19 protein-coding genes and 1 pseudogene are annotated in these 18906 nt (G+C 70.5%); 12 read left to right on the top strand and 8 right to left on the bottom strand.

Translation table 11 applies throughout. The features are described from left to right. Positions 1-213, top strand: a 213-nt coding sequence (locus H4N64_RS42030) for a winged helix-turn-helix domain-containing protein (protein ID WP_186287897.1), incomplete at its 5' end; no start/stop codon positions are given. Between the two features lie 45 nt (positions 214-258). Continuing rightward, on the top strand, positions 259-1527 hold the full coding sequence (locus H4N64_RS42025; protein ID WP_186287896.1) for a HAMP domain-containing histidine kinase: 1269 nt from the start codon (positions 259-261) through the stop codon (positions 1525-1527). A 4-nt stretch (positions 1528-1531) separates the two neighbouring features. Here H4N64_RS42025 and H4N64_RS42020 read toward each other — a convergent pair whose 3' ends face one another. Then, complete coding sequence (locus H4N64_RS42020) at positions 1532-2047, bottom strand: GtrA family protein (protein ID WP_186287900.1); 516 nt, start codon at positions 2045-2047, stop codon at positions 1532-1534. Positions 2048-2196: 149 nt separating this feature from the next. Here H4N64_RS42020 and H4N64_RS42015 point away from each other — a divergent pair, with 149 nt between their 5' ends. The 4 genes from H4N64_RS42015 (at position 2197) to H4N64_RS42000 (ending at position 6359) form a co-directional block, all read left to right on the top strand. Beyond that, positions 2197-3369, top strand: a complete 1173-nt coding sequence (locus H4N64_RS42015; protein WP_222110038.1) for a 5-(carboxyamino)imidazole ribonucleotide synthase — start codon at positions 2197-2199, stop codon at positions 3367-3369. After that, complete coding sequence (purE, locus tag H4N64_RS42010) at positions 3366-3887, top strand: 5-(carboxyamino)imidazole ribonucleotide mutase (RefSeq protein WP_186287894.1); 522 nt, start codon at positions 3366-3368, stop codon at positions 3885-3887. The genes H4N64_RS42015 and purE overlap by 4 nt, the downstream gene beginning before the upstream one ends. A gap of 5 nt (positions 3888-3892) precedes the next feature. Then, complete coding sequence (locus H4N64_RS42005) at positions 3893-5071, top strand: membrane dipeptidase (protein ID WP_186287899.1); 1179 nt, start codon at positions 3893-3895, stop codon at positions 5069-5071. A 163-nt stretch (positions 5072-5234) separates the two neighbouring features. Then, positions 5235-6359, top strand: coding sequence for a dipeptidase (locus tag H4N64_RS42000; RefSeq protein WP_186287893.1), 1125 nt, complete (start codon positions 5235-5237; stop codon positions 6357-6359). Positions 6360-6364: 5 nt separating this feature from the next. Here the strand turns inward: H4N64_RS42000 and H4N64_RS41995 are convergent, their stop codons facing one another. Continuing rightward, complete coding sequence (locus H4N64_RS41995; RefSeq protein ID WP_186287892.1) at positions 6365-6757, bottom strand: VOC family protein; 393 nt, start codon at positions 6755-6757, stop codon at positions 6365-6367. Positions 6758-6773: 16 nt separating this feature from the next. Continuing rightward, positions 6774-7136 carry a VOC family protein gene (locus H4N64_RS41990; RefSeq protein ID WP_186287891.1) on the bottom strand — a complete coding sequence of 121 codons (363 nt, stop codon included), beginning with the start codon at positions 7134-7136 and terminating at the stop codon, positions 6774-6776. A gap of 107 nt (positions 7137-7243) precedes the next feature. Between H4N64_RS41990 and H4N64_RS41985 the strand changes: the two genes are divergently transcribed. Continuing rightward, positions 7244-7744: a CGNR zinc finger domain-containing protein gene (locus tag H4N64_RS41985; protein WP_186287890.1), complete on the top strand. Its 501-nt coding sequence runs from the start codon at positions 7244-7246 to the stop codon at positions 7742-7744. Positions 7745-7853: 109 nt separating this feature from the next. Here H4N64_RS41985 and H4N64_RS41980 read toward each other — a convergent pair whose 3' ends face one another. Continuing rightward, positions 7854-8492, bottom strand: coding sequence for an NADPH-dependent F420 reductase (locus H4N64_RS41980; RefSeq protein WP_186287889.1), 639 nt, complete (start codon positions 8490-8492; stop codon positions 7854-7856). 63 nt (positions 8493-8555) lie between these two features. On the opposite strand from H4N64_RS41980, the gene H4N64_RS41975 reads away from it, so the two are divergent. Beyond that, on the top strand, positions 8556-8912 hold the full coding sequence (locus tag H4N64_RS41975; RefSeq protein WP_186287888.1) for a winged helix-turn-helix transcriptional regulator: 357 nt from the start codon (positions 8556-8558) through the stop codon (positions 8910-8912). On the opposite strand, the gene H4N64_RS41970 is transcribed toward H4N64_RS41975, so the two are convergent. After that, a complete protein-coding gene (locus H4N64_RS41970) occupies positions 8909-10252 on the bottom strand; it encodes a UDP-glucose dehydrogenase family protein (protein ID WP_186287887.1) in 1344 nt (447 codons plus the stop codon). The genes H4N64_RS41975 and H4N64_RS41970 overlap by 4 nt on opposite strands. Before the next feature lie 188 nt (positions 10253-10440). On the opposite strand from H4N64_RS41970, the gene H4N64_RS41965 reads away from it, so the two are divergent. Both H4N64_RS41965 and H4N64_RS41960 read left to right on the top strand, forming a co-directional pair. Beyond that, entirely contained in the window at positions 10441-11598 is a 1158-nt protein-coding gene (locus H4N64_RS41965) for an acyl-CoA dehydrogenase (protein WP_260860314.1), read from the top strand. A gap of 170 nt (positions 11599-11768) precedes the next feature. Next, positions 11769-12598, top strand: a pseudogene (locus H4N64_RS41960) (SAM-dependent methyltransferase). 61 nt (positions 12599-12659) lie between these two features. On the opposite strand, the gene H4N64_RS41955 reads toward H4N64_RS41960, so the two are convergent. Beyond that, positions 12660-13943 (bottom strand): LCP family protein, encoded by a 1284-nt coding sequence (locus tag H4N64_RS41955; protein WP_186287886.1) that lies wholly within the window; start codon positions 13941-13943, stop codon positions 12660-12662. Positions 13944-14062: 119 nt separating this feature from the next. Between H4N64_RS41955 and H4N64_RS41950 the strand changes: the two genes are divergently transcribed. Further along, entirely contained in the window at positions 14063-14620 is a 558-nt protein-coding gene (locus H4N64_RS41950) for an acyl-CoA thioesterase (protein ID WP_186287885.1), read from the top strand. Between the two features lie 17 nt (positions 14621-14637). On the opposite strand, the gene H4N64_RS41945 is transcribed toward H4N64_RS41950, so the two are convergent. Next, positions 14638-16104, bottom strand: a complete 1467-nt coding sequence (locus tag H4N64_RS41945) for an LCP family protein (RefSeq protein ID WP_472910313.1) — start codon at positions 16102-16104, stop codon at positions 14638-14640. A 136-nt stretch (positions 16105-16240) separates the two neighbouring features. On the opposite strand from H4N64_RS41945, the gene H4N64_RS41940 reads away from it, so the two are divergent. Continuing rightward, positions 16241-17272, top strand: a complete 1032-nt coding sequence (locus H4N64_RS41940; protein WP_186287883.1) for a glycosyltransferase family 2 protein — start codon at positions 16241-16243, stop codon at positions 17270-17272. A gap of 33 nt (positions 17273-17305) precedes the next feature. Here H4N64_RS41940 and H4N64_RS41935 read toward each other — a convergent pair whose 3' ends face one another. Next, on the bottom strand, positions 17306-18889 hold the full coding sequence (locus tag H4N64_RS41935; RefSeq protein ID WP_418896339.1) for an LCP family protein: 1584 nt from the start codon (positions 18887-18889) through the stop codon (positions 17306-17308). Positions 18890-18906: the final 17 nt, after the last annotated feature.

The following is an 18906-nucleotide window of genomic DNA, read 5'->3' as shown; positions in this document are numbered from 1 at the left end:
TTCGACCTGCTGCGGGTGCTGGTCCGGGACGCGGGCCGGGTGGTCACCCGCGACCAGCTGATGCGCGAGGTCTGGGACACCACGTGGTGGTCGTCCACCAAGACCCTCGACATGCACATCTCCTGGCTGCGCAAGAAGCTCGGCGACGACGCGGCGAACCCCCGGTACATCGCGACCGTGCGCGGAGTGGGTTTCCGCTTCGAGAAGAGCTGAGTCCAGAAGCCATGAGTGTCCAGAAGCCATGAGTAGTACGGGGCCATGCGCCGTCGACTGATCCAGTCCACGCTCGCCGTGGTGCTCGTCGTGATCGCCGTGTTCGGGGTCTCCCTCGTCATCGTCGAGACCCGCACGATCAGCAGCACCGCGCAGGAGCGGGTGGACTCCGAGGCGGTGCGGCTGGCGTCCATCGTGGACAGCAGGCTGATCGCGACCGGGGCGGTCACCGCGGACATGCTGCGCGACCAGGTGCCGGACGACCGGTACGCCGTCATCCGGGTGCCCGGCGAGCGGCCCATCGCGATCGGTGAGAAGCCCGTCGGCGACACCATCAGCGCCACCCGCAAGGGCGAGGAGGGCGAGACGGTCACCGTCGAGGAGCCCCGCTCGACGGTGACGCGTGAGGTCGGGCGAACGCTGCTGATCATCGGGGCGGTGGCGCTGCTGGCGGTGATCGCGGCGGTACTGCTGGCCGTACGGCAGGCGAACCGGCTGGCGTCCCCGCTGACGGACCTGGCGGAGACGGCGGAACGCCTGGGCTCCGGGGACCCACGACCCCGCCACAAGAGGTACGGCGTCCAGGAGCTTGACCGGGTGGCGGACGTACTGGACGCGAGCGCGGAGCGGATCGCCCGCATGCTGACGGCGGAACGCCGCCTGGCCGCAGACGCGTCGCACCAGCTCCGCACCCCGCTGACCGCCCTGTCGATGCGCCTGGAGGAGATCACCGTCACCGACGACCCGGACACGGTGAAGGAGGAGGCGATGATCGCGCTGACCCAGGTGGAACGCCTGACGGACGTGGTCGAACGTCTCCTGACGAACTCCCGCGACCCCCGCACCGGCTCCGCCGTCACCTTCGACCTCGACGAGGTCATCCAGCAGCAGCTGGCGGAGTGGCGCCCGGCGTACCGCAGCGCGGGCCGGGCGATCGTCAGCTCGGGCAAGCGCCACCTCCAGGCCGTGGGTACACCGGGCGCGGTGGCCCAGGTCCTGGCGGCCCTGATCGAGAACTCCCTGATGCACGGCGGCGGCACGGTCGCCCTGCGCACCCGCGTCACGGGCAACCAGGCGGTGATCGAGGTGACGGACGAGGGCCCAGGCGTCCCCGCGGACCTCGGCGCCCGAATCTTCGAGCGAGCGATCAGCGGCCGCAACTCGACGGGCATCGGCCTGGCGGTAGCCCGCGACCTCGCGGAAGCAGACGGCGGCCGCCTGGAAATGCTCCAGGCCTCCCCACCGGTATTCGGCCTGTTCCTCTCCCGCACCCCGGCCAAGCCGGTGGGGCAGGCGGAGCCGACGGTCCGGTAGGGGCCTACCTGCGGGCCGCGCCCGCGGGCTGGGCGGGCTTCGGCTTCCGTTCCTGCTTCAGAAACGATTCCGCGTCGGCCACCCTCTCCCGCGTCGGAAGCGCACGGAACACCCACGTGCGGTACGACCAGAACCGGAAGAGCGTCGCGATACCGATGCCGAGGAACTTGAAGATATTGCTCTGGAGCGGGCTGTCCCAGTGGAAGCCGTACGTGGCCACGTACAGGACGCCGTTCTCGATGACCAGGCCGACCCCGCTGAACAGCAGGAACAGGCTCATTTCCTTCGTACGCCCGGTCTTGTCGCGGTCGCGGTACGTGAAGTAACGGAACCCGACGTAGTTGAACGCGATCGCCACCACCGTCGCGATGACGCTGGCCCGCACGACCTGCAGGTCGGTCACCTGCCGCACGAGGTTGAAGACACCGAGGTTGACCAGCAGCCCCGCCCCGCCCACGGCGCCGAACTTCACGGCCTCGTGCACATAGCGTCGCACCAGCTCGGAGGAACCACGTCCCATGGAGTGAAAGCCCCCGTCCATCGGTTTCGTCAACCAAGCCATGCTAACCACCCCTCCCCACGATTGCCTGTGGACCGGCACACAGGCGCGGAAACCGGCCGCCCCGGCGTGGCCGATACCCTAGGGGCGTGACGTTCCCGGTAGTCGGCATGATCGGCGGGGGCCAGCTCGCTCGTATGACACACGAGGCAGGCATCCCGCTGGGCATCAGGTTCAAGCTCCTCAGTGACACCCCTCAGGATTCCGCAGCCCAGGTGGTGAGCGAAGTCGTCCTCGGCGACTATCGCGACCTGGACACGCTGCGTGACTTCGCGCGCGGGTGCGATGTGATCACCTTCGATCACGAACACGTACCCACCGAGCACCTCAGGGCCCTGGAGGCGGACGGCATCCCCGTGCGCCCCGGCCCCGACGCGCTGGTGCACGCCCAGGACAAGGGGGTGATGCGGGCGAAGCTGGACGCGATCGGCGTACCGTGCCCCCGGCACCGCATCGTCGCCGATCCCCGGGACGTGGCCGCCTTCGCGGCGGAGCTCGAAAGGGGCGGGCCCGAAGGGCCCTCCGGCAAGGGCGGTGGTGGGCGACGGGCGGGCGGCTTTCCGGTCGTCCTCAAGACCGTCCGCGGCGGCTACGACGGCAAGGGCGTGTGGGTGGTCGACAACGAGGCGGAGGCCGAGGCCCCCTTCAAGGCCGGCGTCCCGGTCCTCGCCGAGGAGAAGGTCGACTTCGTCCGCGAGCTCGCCGCCAACGTCGTACGGTCTCCGCACGGCCAGGCCGTCGCCTACCCGGTCGTCGAGTCCCGCCAGGTGGACGGCGTCTGCGACACCGTCATCGCGCCCGCCCCCGACCTCGACGAGACCCTCGCCCTCCAGGCCGAGGAGATGGCGCTGCGCATCGCCAAGGAACTGGACGTCGTCGGCCACCTCGCCGTCGAGCTGTTCCACACCCGCGACGGCCGCGTCCTCGTCAACGAGCTCGCGATGCGCCCGCACAACTCGGGCCACTGGACCCAGGACGGCGCGATCACGTCCCAGTTCGCCAACCACGTCCGCGCGGTCCTCGACCTCCCCCTCGGAGACCCACGCCCGCGCGCCAAGTGGACCGTCATGGTCAACGTCCTCGGCGGCGACTACCCGGACATGTACTCCGCGTATCTGCACTGCATGGCCCGCGACCCCCAGCTCAAGATCCACATGTACGGCAAGGACGTGAAGCCCGGCCGCAAGGTCGGCCACGTCAACACCTACGGCGACGATCTGGACGACGTGCTGGAGCGCGCCCGTCACGCTGCCGGCTATCTGAGAGGGACCATCACCGAATGAGCCCGGTTGTAGGCATCGTCATGGGGTCGGACAGCGACTGGCCGGTCATGGAGGCCGCCGCGCAGGCGCTCGACGACTTCGAGATCGAGTACGAGGTCGACGTCGTCTCCGCCCACCGCATGCCGCGCGAGATGGTCGCGTACGGCGAGGAGGCCGCCGAGCGCGGTCTGAAGGTGATCATCGCGGGGGCCGGGGGAGCCGCGCACCTGCCGGGCATGCTGGCCTCCGTCACCCCCCTCCCCGTCATCGGCGTGCCGGTGCCGCTGAAGTACCTGGACGGCATGGACAGCCTGCTCTCCATCGTGCAGATGCCTGCCGGGGTCCCCGTCGCCACCGTTTCGGTCGCCGGTGCCCGCAACGCCGGTCTGCTCGCCGCCCGTATCCTCGCCACCCAGGACGAGGAACTCCTCGGCCGGATGCGGGAGTTCCAGCAGGAGCTCAACGACCAGGCGACCGAGAAGGGCAGGCGCCTGCGCGCCAAGGTCGAGGGGTCCAACGGCTTCGGCTTCGGGAAGTGACGGCCGTGGGCTCCGTGGAGGCGGCCCGGGAGCTGCTGCGGGAGTTCCCCGTGGTCGACGGGCACAACGACCTGCCCTGGGCACTGCGCGAGCAGGTCCGCTACGACCTCGACGCCCGTGACATCGCCGCGGACCAGAGCGCTCATCTCCACACCGACCTCGGCCGCCTGCGCGCGGGCGGGGTCGGGGCGCAGTACTGGTCGGTGTACGTCCGCTCGGACCTGCCGGACCCGGTGCCGGCGACGCTGGAGCAGATCGACTGCGTACGGCAGTTGATCGACCGGCACCCGGACGATCTGCGGGCCGCGCTGACCGCCGCGGACCTGGAGGCGGCGCGCGCGGAGGGCCGTATCGCCTCGCTCATGGGCGCGGAGGGCGGGCATTCCATCGCCAACTCCCTCGGCACCCTGCGCGGGTTGTACGCGCTCGGCGTCCGCTACCTGACCCTCACCCACAACGACAACGTGGACTGGGCGGACTCCGCGACCGACGAGCCGGGCGTCGGCGGTCTGTCCGCCTTCGGCCGCGCGGTGGTGCGGGAGATGAACCGCGAGGGCATGCTGGTCGACCTCTCGCACGTGGCGGCGACGACGATGCGGGACGCGCTGGACGCCAGCCTGGCGCCGGTGATCTTCTCCCACTCCTCGTCGCGTGCCGTCTGTGACCACCCCCGCAACATCCCGGACGACGTCCTGGAGCGGCTGCCCGCCAACGGCGGGGTGGCGATGGTGACGTTCGTGCCGAAGTTCGTGCTCCAGGCGGCGGTCGACTGGACGGCCGCGGCGGACGACAACATGCGCGAGCACGGCTTCCACCACCTCGACACCACCGCCGAGGCGATGAAGGTGCACCGCGCCTTCGAGGAGCGCAATCCGCGTCCCGTCGCCACGGCCGCGACGGTGGCGGACCACCTCGACCACATGCGCGAGGTCGCCGGGATCGACCATCTCGGCATCGGCGGCGACTACGACGGCACGGCCTTCACCCCGGACGGCCTCGGCGACGTCTCCGGCTACCCGAACCTGATCGCGGAGCTCATGGACCGCGGCTGGTCGACCTCGGACCTGGCCAAGCTGACCTGGCAGAACTCCGTACGGGTGCTGGGCGCGGCGGAGGACGTGGCACGTGACCTGCAGGCCACGCGGGCGCCGTCCAACGCCACGATCGAGTCGCTGGACGGCTGAGCGAGCGGTCCCTGCGGTACTACGAGACCCAGGGACCGCTGCGGGCCGCCGACGAGGGGTCGCTGAACCGGCGGACCCCCGAACGCCCCGTCCACCAGGAAGGCCTCCGTGCCGCGTGCGACGGTGACCGTACAGCGATCACCTCGCACGTACGGAGCCCGCCATGGCCGATCTCCAGGACGACCTGCACACCGCCGCCGAGGTAGGCCCGGTCGACGAGCTGCCCCTGGCCGCCCCCTTCCCGGTCGAGCCGCCCGCTCCGCTCTCCGACGACCCGGACGCCGAACCCCTGGAGCGGGCCCACGCCCTGCTCGCCGCGCACCCCGTCGCCGACGGCTACAGCGGACTGCCCTGGGCGCTGCGCCATCTGCCCTGGTACGACCTGGAGCTCGGCGAGAGCGCCGTGGACACCGACGTACCGCGGCTGAGACAGGGCCATGTCGGCGCGCTGTTCTGCTCGCTGCACCTGCCGGAGGGGCTGGCCGCCGACCGGGCCGTCGCCGCAACCCTGGAACAGCTGGACCTGGTGCGCAAGGTGATCGCCGCCCACCCCGAGGGGCTACGGCTCGCCCGTACCGCGGGCCAGGTCATCGACGCCCGCAACTGCGGCCGCGCGGCGGTGCTGCTCGGCCCGGCCACGGCCGCCGCGCTGGACGACTCCCTCGGCATCCTGCGTGTGCTGCACAGTCTCGGGCTGCGCGTCCTGACGCTGGCCGGTACGTCCTGGGCCAGCGAGGCGGGGCTGACGCGCTTCGGCGAGGAAGTGGTCCGGGAGATGAACCGGCTCGGTGTCCTCGCCGAGCTCTCCGGCGCCTCCGAGCAGACCATCCGCCGGGCGCTGGCCGCCTCCAAGACGCCGGTGCTGTGCACCCGCTCGGCGGCTCGCGCGCTGCGCCCGCACCCGGCCAACCTCCCCGACGACCTGCTCGCCGAGCTGGGCGCCGCGAAGGGCGTGTGCATGGTGCCGCTCACCGCCGAGCAGACCGGTCCGTCCGTCCGGGACGTCGCCGACCACCTCGACCATGTCCGCGCGGTCGCGGGCACGCAGTGCGTGGGCCTGTCCGGCACCTACGACGTCGGCACCGCCCATCCGCAGGACCTCGCCGACACCTCCTGCTACCCGCACCTCGTCGCCGAGCTGCTCCGCAGAGGCTGGACGGAGACCGACCTGGCCCTGCTGACCTGGGGCAACGTCCAGCGCGTGCTGCGTACCGCCGACGTCACCGCACGGGCGGCCCAGCAGCGTCGCGAGCCGTCGACGGCGCAGATCGCGGAACTGGACGGCTGAAGTCCCTACGGGTGGTCGATCCGGCACAGGCAGAACGGATGCCCCGCCGGATCGGCGAACACCCGGAAGTCCTCCTCCACCGGATCCCGCTCCCGCCTCAGCAGCCGTGCCCCCAGCTCCAGCACCCACTTCTCGGCGGCGTCGACCTCTTCCCACGTGGACCCGGCGTCGAGGTCGAGGTGGAACTGCTGTGCGCTGCCGCCCTCGCGGGGCCAGGCCGGTGGCCGGAACCCCGGCTCCTGGTTGAAGGCGAGCCGGGGCACGCCCGGCGCTTCGAGGATCACCCAGTCCTCCTCCTGGACCTGGGGCGTGCCGCCCACGATCGCCGCGTAGAACTCGGCGAGCGCGAGCGGCTCGGGGCAGTCGATCACGACGGAACGGAAGCGGGCGACGGTCATGACGGTCCCCTTGCCTTCAGCCGGCGCACAGGCAGAACGGGTGCCCCGCCGGATCCGCGTAAACCCGGAAGGTCCGCGTGCGGTCGTCCGTGTCCAGCGGCTTGGCGCCGAGCGCCAGTACGCCCTTCTCGGCCGTGTCCAGGTCGTCGACCTTGAGGTCGAGGTGGAACTGCTGGGAGTTCAGGTCGGCGCGCGGCCACTGCGGCGGTACGAAGCCGGGCGCGGCCTGGAAGGCGAGCTGCTGCCCACCGGGCACGTTGAGGTCCACCCACTCGCCCTGGTCCTCGATGGTGCCGCCGAGGACACCGGCGTAGAACTCGGCGAGGGCGTGCGGGTCGGGACAGTCCAGGACGACGACGTCCAGGGTGGCGAGAGCCATGACTTCCTCCGCGAACTCGTGGTTACGGGCTAGGGCGTTACTGGCAAAGGCGCTCATGCGGTAACGCCGTTACTGCATGCTCCCGCATTGGGGGTAACGTCGCAACCATGAATGCGCGCTCGCCCGCCCCCGGAGGCCTGGAACTGGTCCAGTCCCTGGTCAACACGCTGGACCTGGAGTCGGGCGCCGACGCGCTGGACACGCCGGAGGCCCGGGCGAGCCTGGGGCTGCGGGAGGACGAGGTCCCGGACGCCCGGGAGCTGCGCGAGTCCCTGCGGGCGACCCTCCTGGCCCACGCCGGTCACCCCCCGCACCGCGAGGTGACCCCCCTGACGGACCTGTTGTCCCGGGCCCCGCTCCGGATCACGGTCGACGCCGGCGACGGCTCGGCGACCCTCACGCCCACGGACGCCCGCTCCCTGGTCTCCCGCGTCGCCGCCGCCGTGGCGGAGGCCCTGGTAACGGGCACCTGGGCCCGCCTGAAGGCCTGCGAGGCCTCGGACTGCCACTGGGCGTACTACGACCGCAGCCCCGCGGGACGCGGCCGCTGGTGCTCGATGCAGGTGTGCGGGGCGCGCGCGAAGATGCGGCGGTACCGCGGCAAGTAGCGGTACGGGGGGCCTGTTGAGGACTCCCGGGCCACCGCGCCCCGGTGTGCGGCAGAATGCGGACAGACGCCGTTTCGGCCGACTGAGCCTCGGCCGAAACGGCGTCGCCTCAGATTCCGGCGTACTCCCGTGGCGGCGCGATGGCCTGGGCGTCGGCTCCCTCGCCCACCCACAGCCCGATCAGGAACGCCGCCGTGGCCTCCAGCAGGGCCGCTCTTTCCAGGCCGCCGCCGTTCACCGGCTCGCAGCCGAGGTCGCGGACCAGGCGCCGTACGGACTCCAGGGCCGTCGCCTCGTCGCCGCAGAGCGGGACGGCCAGGGGGCGGCCGTCGAAGACGGGCGGGGTCAGGCGCCAGACGCTCTCGTGGCAGAGGTTGAATGCCTTGACGACATGCGCGCCGGGCGCGGCGGCGGCGATCCGCTCGGCGGCCGAGGGCCCGCCCGCGGTCTCCAGCCGGAAGCCGGGTCCCACCGGGTTGGTGCAGTCGACCAGAGTCCGGTCCCCGAGGTCCTGGGCCAGCGGGGCCACCACCTCGACGGCCGCTGAGTACGGCACCGCCAACAGGACCGCGTCCGTCCCGTGCCGCGCGGCCTCCCGTGGGCTTCCCGCGCGGGCGCCGATCCTGGCCGCGAGCGCGGTAGCGCGGCCCTTGTCCCGTCCGCCGACCAGGACGTCGTGCCCGACTCGTGCCCACTGTCCGCCGAGCCCCTCGGCCATGGCGCCCGTGCCGATGATGCCGATCCTCATGTGTCCTCCCAAGTCATCGCTCGGGCAAGGACATTAGGCAGCCGCTCGGGCACCATTCGGTAAGTGACCGCCGACCAGAACTTTCTCGCCGACTGCCGGGCCCGCCTCGCCTTCGACCTGCTCGCCAACACCTGGAACGCCGTTGTGATCTGGGCGCTCCGCGAGGGCCCTGAGCGGCCCGGACGGCTGCGCGAGCGGATCGGCGGCATCAGCCCGAAGGTGCTCACCGAGACTCTGCGCCGCCTTGAGTTCAACGGCCTGGTCGACCGCAGACCCCACCCCGGCTCACCGCCCCACGTCGACTACCGCCTCACCGACCTCGGCCGCACCCTGCTCCCCGCGATCGAGACGTTCGGCGTCTGGGCCTTCGAACACGGCGACGAGGTCATGGCCGCCCAGGAACGCGCGGCCGGAGCCTAGGCGGTCGGACGCCCCATCGCCCGGTAGGTCCAGCCCGCGGCCCGCCACAGCACCGGGTCGAGGGCGTTACGGCCGTCCAGCACGACCCGTGCCGCCGCGACCTTGCCCAGCGCCTCCGGGTCCAGCTCGCGGAACTCGCGCCACTCCGTCAGATGCAGTACGACGTCGGCGCCCCGGACCGCCTCCACCGCGGAGTCGGCGTAGCCGAGGGTCGGGAAGAGCTGGCGGGCGTTGTCCATGCCCTTGGGGTCGTAGATCGTGACCTGGCCGCCCTGGAGGTGGATCTGCCCGGCGACGTTCAGCGCGGGCGAGTCCCGTACGTCGTCGGAGTCGGGCTTGAAGGTCGCGCCCAGTACCGCCACCCGCCTGCCCAGGAACGGCCCGCCCCCGAGCACCTCCCGCGCCAGCTCCACCATCTGCCCGCGCTGGCGCATGTTGATGGAGTCGATCTCGCGCAGGAAGGTCAGCGCCTGGTCGGCCCCCAGCTCACCGGCCCGGGCCATGAAGGCGCGGATGTCCTTGGGCAGACAGCCGCCGCCGAAGCCGATGCCGGCCCGCAGGAACTTCTTGCCGATCCGGTCGTCGTAGCCGATGGCCTCCGCCAGCTTGGCGACATCGCCGTCCGCGGCCTCGCACACCTCGGCCATCGCGTTGATGAAGGAGATCTTCGTGGCGAGGAAGGAGTTCGCCGAGGTCTTCACCAGCTCCGCGGTCGGGAAGTCGGTGACGACGAAGGGCGTCCCCTCACCGATGGGCGTCGCGTAGATCTCCCGCAGCAGCTTCTCCGCCCACTCGCTGCGCACACCGGCCACGATCCGGTCGGGGTGCAGGGTGTCGTCGACGGCGAAGCCCTCGCGGAGGAACTCCGGGTTCCAGGCCAGCTCGGCGTCCTCACCGGCGGGCGCGTGCTCGGCGAGGTAGGCGGCGAGCCGGTCCGCGGAACCGACCGGGACGGTGGACTTGCCGACGACGAGGGCGGGGCCGGTGAGGTGGGGCGCGAGGGAGGCGATCGCCGAGTCGACGTACGACATGTCGCAGGCGTACTCGCCGTGCCGCTGCGGAGTGTTCACGCAGACGAAGTGGACGTCACCGAACGCGCCGACCTCGGCGAAGTCCATGGTGAACCGCAGCCGCCCGGTGGACCCCTCGATCCCGGCGACATGCTTGCGCAGCAAGTCCTCCAGACCCGGCTCGTACATGGGGACCTCGCCCCGCTGCAGCATGTCGATCTTCTCGGGTACGACATCCAGCCCCAGCACCTCGAATCCGAGCTCGGCCATGGCCGCCGCATGTGTGGCGCCGAGGTAGCCGGTCCCGATCACGGTGATCTTGAGGCTCATGGGATCTCCAGAGGGGTTTGCGGTGATGCGGTGATGCGGTGCCCGAGCATAGCCGGGCCCTGTCACGGGCAACGCTCCCTCGCTGTCGCCAAGCTCACGTATCACTCCTGTGGGCGGGCCCTTAAAATTTGAGTTACTTAACGGTAATTAGCGTCGACAATCACAGCGTCTTTGGAGCGTGAGACACCTTGGCCGGATCGGCTGACTTCGACCTGTACCGCCCGTCCGAGGAGCACGACATGCTCCGCGACGCCATCCGCTCGCTGGCCGAGGCGAAGATCGCGCCGTTCGCCACCGTGGTGGACGAGGAGGCCCGCTTCCCGCAGGAGGCCCACGACGCCCTCGTCGCGAACGACCTGCACGCCGTGCACGTGCCCGAGGAGTACGGCGGCGCCGGAGCCGACGCGCTCGCCACGGTCATCGTGATCGAGGAGGTGGCCCGCGTCTGCGCGTCCTCCTCGCTGATCCCGGCGGTGAACAAGCTGGGCTCGCTCCCGGTGATCCTCTCCGGCTCCGAGGACCTGAAGAAGAGGTACATGAGCCCGCTCGCCAAGGGCGAGGGCATGTTCTCGTACTGCCTCTCCGAGCCGGACGCCGGTTCGGACGCGGCCGGCATGAAGACGAAGGCGGTCCGCGACGGCGACCACTACGTCCTCAACGGCGTGAAGCGCTGGATCACCAACGCCGGTGTCTCCGAGTTCTACACGGTGATGGCCGTCACCGACCCGGCCAAGCGCTCCAAGGGCATCTCGGCCTTCGTCGTGGAGAAGGACGACGAGGGCGTCTCCTTCGGCGCCCCGGAGAAGAAGCTCGGCATCAAGGGCTCCCCGACCCGCGAGGTCTACCTCGACAACGTCCGCGTCCCCGCCGACCGCATGATCGGCGAGGAGGGCACGGGCTTCGCGACCGCGATGAAGACCCTGGACCACACCCGTATCACCATCGCGGCCCAGGCCCTCGGCATCGCCCAGGGCGCCCTGGACTACGCCAAGGGCTACGTCCAGGAGCGCAAGCAGTTCGGCAAGCCGATCGCCGACTTCCAGGGCATCCAGTTCATGCTCGCGGACATGGCCATGAAGATCTCGGCCGCCCGCGCCCTGACCTACCAGGCCGCCGCCGCCTCCGAGCGCGGCGACGCCGACCTCACCTACCTGGGCGCGGCCGCCAAGTGCTTCGCCTCGGACGTGGCGATGGAGGTCACCACGGACGCCGTCCAGCTGCTCGGCGGCTACGGCTACACCCGTGACTACCCGGTCGAGCGCATGATGCGCGACGCCAAGATCACGCAGATCTACGAGGGCACCAACCAGGTCCAGCGCATCGTGATGGCGCGCAACCTGCCGTAACCCCAAGGACGTTGGCCCCCGGCGCGCGAAAGCGGGCTCGGGGGCCGCGCTGTTTCCTGGACCCTTACTGGTCCTTGTTTCCTGGACGTTGGTCAAGTTCCCGCCAGAAAGGCCGAGTCGTGCCTACGTTGGGTGCGCATCGACCGTATGTGTCCGAAGGAGACCGCGCCATGTCCGACCTCACCACGCCATCGCCCGACGACGAGGGCGTGGCCCGCACCGCACGGCTGCGCACGGACGTCTCCCACTCGGCGCGGATCTGGAACTACTGGCTCGGCGGCAAGGACCACTACCCGGTGGACGAGGAGGTCGGCGACCAGATCCTGGGGTTCGTACCGGCCCTGCCCCGCTCGGCCGTCGCCGACCGCCGCTTCCTGGCACGCGCGGTGCGCCATTTCGCCGGAGAGGCGGGCATACGCCAGTTCCTGGACATCGGCACCGGCCTGCCCACCGCCGACAACACCCACGAGGTGGCGCAGCGCGTCGACCCGTCCTGCCGGATCGTCTACGTCGACAACGACCCGCTCGTCCTCACCCACGCGCATGCCCTGCTCACCAGCGCGCCGGAGGGCGCAACGGACTACATCGAGGCCAACGTCCACGACCCGGAGGCGATCCTCGCGGGCGCCGCCCGCACCCTCGACCTGACCCGGCCGGTCGCCATCACCATGCTGGGCATCCTGAACTTCGTCCTGGACACCGACGAGGCCGTCGCCATCGTCCGCCGCCTCCTCGACGGCGTCCCCGCCGGCAGCTACCTGGTCGTCTCCCACCCCACCACCGAGGTGGACGGTGCGGCGATGAAGTCGGCGGTGGAGTACTGGAACGGCCAGGGCTCGGCCCCCATGACCCTGCGCAGCCGCACCGACCTGGTCCGCATCTTCGAGGGCGTCGAGGTCCTGGAACCCGGCATCGTCACCTGCTCCCACTGGCGCCCCGACACCACGGACGCGGAGATCGCGAGGTCACGCACTTCGGGGGCGTGGGCCGCAAGGGCTGAGGAAAAGGACGGTCCCGCCGGGCTCGAAGGCTCGGCGGGACCGGTGTGCCCCTGGTGTGTCTCAGTTCCCGGAGACGGTGACCTTCTCGTCGTTGTTCAGCTGCTCCACCAGGGTCTTCACCTTCGCCTTGTCCCAGACGAGGTTGCCGCCCGAGGAGCCGGAGATCGGCATGTTCATGGACTTGCCGTCGCCGCCCGTGACGCCCTTCATCGCCCAGAACATCGACGCCAGGTCGAACAGGCCCATCTCCTTGTCGACGATCAGGGTGTCCAGGCCGGCGCTCATCGTCGGGTACAGCTTGAAGGGGTTCAGCACGGTGCTCGGCGTCGCGGCCTGGTTGGCCAGGGCCGCGAGGAACTTCTGCTGGTTCTTCGTACGGTCCAGGTCGGAGCCGGCCAGCGCGTACCGGGTGCGGACGAAGGCGAGCGCCTCCTCGCCGTTCAGGGTCTGCTTGCCCTCCTTCAGGTCGGCCCCGGACTTGGAGTCCTTGATGCCGCCCTTCGGGATCTCCATCTCCACGCCGCCGACCGCGTCGACGATGTTCGCGAAGCCGGCGAAGCCGATCTCGACGTAGTGGTCGATGTGCAGGCCGGTGTTGAACTCGACCGTGCGCACCAGCAGTTCGGGGCCGTCCTCCGCGTAGGCGGCGTTCAGCTTCACATGCCGGCCCGTGCCCGGGTAGGTCTTGCCGGACTCCGAGCCCACGAAGGTCGGGATCTCCACGTCCGAGTCACGCGGCAGCGAGATCAGCGTCGGGCCGTTGTCGCCGGTGTGCAGGATCATCATCGAGTCCGTGCGCTTGCCCTCGGCGGACCCGGTGTGCAGTTCCTTCTTCTCCTCGTCGGTCATGCCCTCACGGCTGTCGGAGCCGACGATCAGATAGTTCGTGCCCTCGCCCGCCTCCGGCCGTTCGATGACCTTGGAGAGGTCGACCTCGCGGTTGAGCTTGGAGTCGGCCCAGAAGTAGGTGCCGACGGCGGTGACGACGAGCACGGTGACGACGGTGATCGCGGTCCACTTGATACGACGGCGCCAGTTCGGCGCGGGCCGGGGCTCGCGCATGCCGCTGTCACCGCCGCCAGGGGGCGAGCCGTAGACCTGCCCGGTGTTGTACCCGCTGTCGTATCCGTCAGAGCCGTAGCCGTCCTGGCCCCGGCCGTCGACGTACGACGGCTGGGGCGGCACGCCGTACGGCGGAGCCGCCTGGCCCCCGCCGGGCGGTGCCGCCGGGCCGCGGCGGACCTGCCGCATGACGCGTGCGCCATCCGGCTGTGCGCTTGCACTGCCGTGTCCGTAGCCGCTGCCGCGGTTGCTGTCGGACCATCCCTCGGGCCAGTTGTTCATGCGCCCCAGTGTGCAGGGAACGGCTGTGTGTCTTACAAGGGTCGGCGAAAAATAGGGGCACGGCTGTTGCGAACCCAACACAAAGTCCCCGCGTTGTCCCTCGGCATAAGGTGGAGGCCATGACAGACCAGGTCTCCACCGCGGAATCGGGCACTCCGGATATCCCGGGCAAGCCGACGTCCGCGTCGCGCACCACGCTGAGCCACATCATGACCCACAGCGACACCAACCTTCTGGGTACGGTGCACGGCGGTGTGATCATGAAGCTGGTCGACGATGCCGCGGGTGCGGTGGCCGGCCGGCACAGCGGGGGCCCCGCGGTGACGGCGTCCATGGACGAGATGGCGTTCCTGGAGCCGGTGCGGGTGGGCGACCTGGTCCATGTGAAGGCGCAGGTCAACTGGACGGGCCGCACGTCGATGGAGGTAGGCGTTCGAGTCCTGGCGGAACGCTGGAACGAATCCACCCCGCCCACCCAGGTCGGCTCGGCGTACCTGGTCTTCGCGGCGGTGGACGCCGACGGCAAGCCCCGCAGGGTCCCTCCGGTCCTCCCGGAATCGGAACGGGACAAGCGCCGCTACCAGGAAGCCCAAATCCGCCGAACCCACCGCCTGGCCCGCCGCAGGGCAATCATGGACCTCCGGGAGAAGCGAGCGGCGGAGGGCATCGAGGACTAGCTTTCAGGGGCGAGGAACTACTTGCACCCCACCTCGTCCCCCCGCACCACCCCGGACTCCCCCTGCCCCTGCGCCGGATCGGTCGCCCGAACCTTCCGTACCCGCTCGAAGTCCGCCCCCGCGATCACCTTCAGCGTCGGACCCAGACCCTTGACCGCCCGCAGTTCACTGCCCGGCAGCGCGGCGGACAGCGACTTCGCCGACCGGTCCCACCGCGGGTCGTACGCCACCACCGTCCGCTTCACCGACCGCTCCGCCGCGTTCACCGGCATCCGACTCGTCCGGAACCCCGCCGCCGCCAGCGCCGAGTCCACCCGCTTCCCCAGCCCCGCCGTCCCCGTCCCGTTCTCCACCTGCACCCGGATCTGCTGCGGCGCCACATCCACCTTCAGCACCTCGCCCTTCGCCCGGTGCGCGGCAAGCGGCTTGTCCTCGCGCAGGGCGTCGAACAGCCGGGACGACTTCACGGGGTCCCACTTCAAGGTCGACCCGACCCCCTTCACGACGTACCCCATCCGCCCGATCGGCACGGTCGTGAACTCCGACGACGAGGGCGAGAAGTTCCGCATCGCCCGCCCGAGGTCGAGCAACTCATCCGTCCCGAAGCCCTTGTCCGCCCGCACCGACCCCAGCACCGCCCGGGTCACATCCCGGAACTTCATCGGATTCAGCAGAATCCCCGACGACGTCGCCCGCTTCACCAGCGCCGCCAGAAAGTGCTGCTGTCGCTGCATCCGCCCAAGGTCCGAGGCCCCGTCGACATGCCGCGAGCGGACGTACTGCAGCGCCTCCCCGCCGTTCATCGAGTGCGTGCCCGCAGGCAGGTCGAGGCCGGTGTACGAGTCCTTCAGCGGTTCCGCCGTGCACAGCTTCACCCCACCCAGCACATCCACCGTCTTCATGAAGCTGATGAAGTCGACCTCCAGGTAGTGGTCGATCTTCACCCGGGTCATGGCCTCCACCGTCCGCACCGTCAGCTGCGGCCCACCCTCCGCGTACGCCGAGTTCAGCTTCACCGGATGCCCCTGATGCCGCTCACCGCTCGTGACGTCGACATGCGCCGGCGTCATCGCGTACGAGTCCCGCGGCAGGCTCACCACACTCGCCCGCTCCCGGTCCTCCGAGATGTGCACGATCATGACCGTGTCGGTGCAGTGGCACGGCGCCCCACCGAGCCGGTACTCGCGCCGCTTCGCCTCGGAGATCCGGTCCCGCCCGTCCGTGCCGACCAGAAGGACATTCATCCCGTGCCCGGCCTGGGGCCGGTTCTTCATGTCCTTGAAGGGGTCCACCCGCGCGATGTCCGCGTCCAGGCTGCTCACCACCGCGTGCCCGATCCCGGCCGCCGCCAGCACCACCACCGACAGCGTCGTCACCGCCCGCATGGCCCAGCGCGGCCTCTTTCGCCGTACCGGCGGCCGCGGCGGGCGGCGCCGGGGCCGCTGGGGACGCTGGGGAGGACGGGATGCGGGGGATGCGGGCACGGCGACACCTCCGCGAAGGCCGTACTGCGGGGACGTGGGATCCGCGAGCACCGTAGGCCCATACGATCTGTGGCCCGGTGCACCGCCCCGGGCGGGGCGCACCGGTGTCCCCCGTTCGCGGTAACGTGAGGCCCCTATGAACGCCAAGTCCGACGTGCAGCTCCCCGCCGTTTCTGTCATCATGCCCGTCCTCAACGAGGAGCGGCATCTGCGCGGAGCCGTCCAAGCGATCCTCGCGCAGGAGTACGCCGGCGAGATGGAGGTCGTGATCGCCCTCGGTCCGTCCACGGACCGTACGGACGAGATCGCCGCCCAGCTCGTTGCCGAAGACGCGCGTGTCCACACGGTGCCGAACCCGTCCGGTCGCACCCCCGCCGCCCTCAACGCCGCGATCAAGGCATCCCGCCACCCGATCGTCGTCCGCGTCGACGGCCACGGCATGCTCTCGCCGAACTACATCACCACCGCCGTACGGCTCCTGGAGGAGACCGGCGCGCAGAACGTCGGCGGCATCATGCACGCCGAGGGCGAGAACGACTGGGAGCACGCGGTGGCCGCCGCGATGACCTCGAAGATAGGGGTCGGCAACGCCGTCTTCCACACGGGCGGCCAGGCATGCCCGGCCGAGACCGTCTACCTCGGCGTCTTCCGCCGCGAGGCCCTGGAGCAGCAGGGCGGCTACAACGAGGAGTTCATCCGCGCCCAGGACTGGGAGCTGAACTTCCGTATCCGCGAGGCCGGTGGGCTGATCTGGTTCTCGCCCGAGCTGAAGGTGTCGTACCGCCCGAGGCCGAGCATGAAGGCACTGGCCAAGCAGTACAAGGACTACGGCCGTTGGCGGCACGTCGTCGCCCGCTACCACGAGGGCTCCATCAACCTGCGCTACCTCGCCCCGCCGACCGCGGTGTGCGCCATCGTGGCGGGGCTGGTCGTGGGCGCGGCGCTGAGCCCGCTCGGCTTCGTGATCCCCGGCGGCTATCTCGCGGCGATCGTCCTCGGGTCGATACCGGCGGGCAAGGGGCTGCCGCTGAAGGCCCGGCTGCAGATCCCCGTGGCCCTCGCCACCATGCACATGTCCTGGGGCTGGGGCTTCCTGACCAGCCCCCGCTCCCTGGCCCGCAAGGTCATCGCCTCCCGGCGCCCCGCCGTGCTCAGCGTCGGCAACTGAGCACGGCGGACTGAGCACAGCCCCGAACCCGGCCTAGAACGTGAAGGCCGGGTTCACGTGCATGCAAGCCGTGTCGTCGGCGCCGTTGAGGGCCTTGTCGGCGTCGGGCATCCTGTCGTCCTTCTTGGGCGCCTTGTACGCCGTACCCTCGCGCCAGTCCGCGCCGACGACGAGCGTCACCCCGGTGACCTCCGTGGAGCGCTTCACCGAACTCAGCGGAATCCCCAGGGACTTGGCGACCCGCTGGGCGTCGCCCTCCAGCTCGGCGCTCGGGTAGCGCACGACGGTACGGTCCTCGCTCAGCAGCGTCGACTGATCGGCGACGGCCTGCGTGAAGCCCTCCTCCTGGAGCAGCCCGGTCACCGTGTTCGCCCGCCCGCTGACCGCGCCCAGGGTGTCGCTGCCGGTGCCGTTCTGGACCTGGACGGCGATCTCGCCGTCGGCCGCCGCCGGGTCGTCCGAGACCTTCTCCTCGGTCTTCGCCTTCTTCTTGTCCTTGCCGTCCAGCGCGATGTCCTCGCGCACCAGCCGGAAGAGCTGCTCGGCGTCCTCGGTGGGCTCCACCTGCGCGCCCACGTACCGGTTCGGCATCGTGGCCATGGTGATGCGCTTCGGGTTCACCTTCCGCAGCTCGTTGCTGAGCTCGAAGAGCTTCTTGACGTCGTCCAGACCCGGGTCGACCGTGAGCGCGTCGGTGGCCTCCTCGGCGAGCCTGCGCAGCTTCAGCGGGTTGCTGAGGGTGGCGTTCTCGCGCAGCTCGCGGACCATCGAGGTCATGTACATGTGCTGAGCCTTGGCGCGGGCGAGGTCGCTGCCGTCCTCGAAGCCGTAGCGGGTGCGCAGCCACTGAAGGGCCTGCTCCCCCTTCACCGGGTGGGTGCCTTCCTCCATCTTCAGACCGGAGCCGTGGCCCTGGCTGTCGCGCGACTCGATATTGGCGTCCACACACACCGGGACGCCGCCGATGGCGTCGGCCATCGACACCACGCCCGCGAAGTCGACCATGATGAAGTGGTCGATGTGGATGCCGGTGAGCTCCTGCCAGGTGGCCACCGTGCAGCCCGGACCGCCGTGCCGGAGGCTCTGGTTCGTCGCCACCCGCCCGTTGCTCGCCGGGTACACCTCGTCGTCGTCCGGGTCGGTGCACTTGGGGATCTGTACGAGGGTGTCGCGGGGCATGCTGACGACCGACATGTTGGAGCGGTCGGCCGACAGGTGCAGCAGCATCTGCACGTCCGCCCGCGCCGGCGTACCGAACGTCTCCCTGGCGCCGCCGAGCTTCTGGTTCTCCTTGGTGTCCCGCGCGTCCGAGCCGATGAGCAGGATGTTCAGCGGGGTCTGGCCTGCCGCGTTCGGCGTCGGCTCGGCGACCTTGTTGTCCCCCAGGTTCAGGTCGTCGTGCTTGATGTTGCCGTTCAGATGCCGGTAGTAGAGGTACCCCGCCCCGGCCGTACCGACTATGAGGACCGCCATCAGGGTCGCGGACCACTTCATGAACCGCCGCCCACGCCCCGGCCGCGCTCTGCGGCGGCCGCTCTGGCCCTCCCCGCCGTCGACCACTCCCGCGCCGCCCCCCGCGGCGCCGGGCGCGGCCTCGCGCACACTGCTCTGCGTCACTTCCCCGTCCTCCCCAC

The sequence above is a fragment of the Streptomyces cupreus genome (genome assembly GCF_014257025.1).
GTDB lineage: Bacteria > Actinomycetota > Actinomycetes > Streptomycetales > Streptomycetaceae > Streptomyces > Streptomyces cupreus.
Note: the sequence above shows the minus strand (reverse complement) of the source record. Positions and strands in the feature narration are given on the sequence as shown.

Bases quoted from the DNA above. Each gene is read 5' to 3' on its own strand.
- H4N64_RS41995 (WP_186287892.1), bottom strand. From the start codon at position 6,757: ATGACCGTCGCCCGCTTCCGTTCCGTCGTGATCGACTGCCCCGAGCCG.
- H4N64_RS41980 (WP_186287889.1), bottom strand. From the start codon at position 8,492: ATGAGGATCGGCATCATCGGCACGGGCGCCATGGCCGAGGGGCTCGGC.
- H4N64_RS41940 (WP_186287883.1), top strand. From the start codon at position 16,241: ATGAACGCCAAGTCCGACGTGCAGCTCCCCGCCGTTTCTGTCATCATG.
- H4N64_RS41970 (WP_186287887.1), bottom strand. From the start codon at position 10,252: ATGAGCCTCAAGATCACCGTGATCGGGACCGGCTACCTCGGCGCCACA.
- H4N64_RS41985 (WP_186287890.1), top strand. From the start codon at position 7,244: ATGAATGCGCGCTCGCCCGCCCCCGGAGGCCTGGAACTGGTCCAGTCC.
- purE (WP_186287894.1), top strand. From the start codon at position 3,366: ATGAGCCCGGTTGTAGGCATCGTCATGGGGTCGGACAGCGACTGGCCG.
- H4N64_RS42025 (WP_186287896.1), top strand. From the start codon at position 259: ATGCGCCGTCGACTGATCCAGTCCACGCTCGCCGTGGTGCTCGTCGTG.
- H4N64_RS42020 (WP_186287900.1), bottom strand. From the start codon at position 2,047: ATGGGACGTGGTTCCTCCGAGCTGGTGCGACGCTATGTGCACGAGGCC.
- H4N64_RS41950 (WP_186287885.1), top strand. From the start codon at position 14,063: ATGACAGACCAGGTCTCCACCGCGGAATCGGGCACTCCGGATATCCCG.
- H4N64_RS42015 (WP_222110038.1), top strand. From the start codon at position 2,197: ATGATCGGCGGGGGCCAGCTCGCTCGTATGACACACGAGGCAGGCATC.
- H4N64_RS41955 (WP_186287886.1), bottom strand. From the start codon at position 13,943: ATGAACAACTGGCCCGAGGGATGGTCCGACAGCAACCGCGGCAGCGGC.
- H4N64_RS42000 (WP_186287893.1), top strand. From the start codon at position 5,235: ATGGCCGATCTCCAGGACGACCTGCACACCGCCGCCGAGGTAGGCCCG.
- H4N64_RS41990 (WP_186287891.1), bottom strand. From the start codon at position 7,136: ATGGCTCTCGCCACCCTGGACGTCGTCGTCCTGGACTGTCCCGACCCG.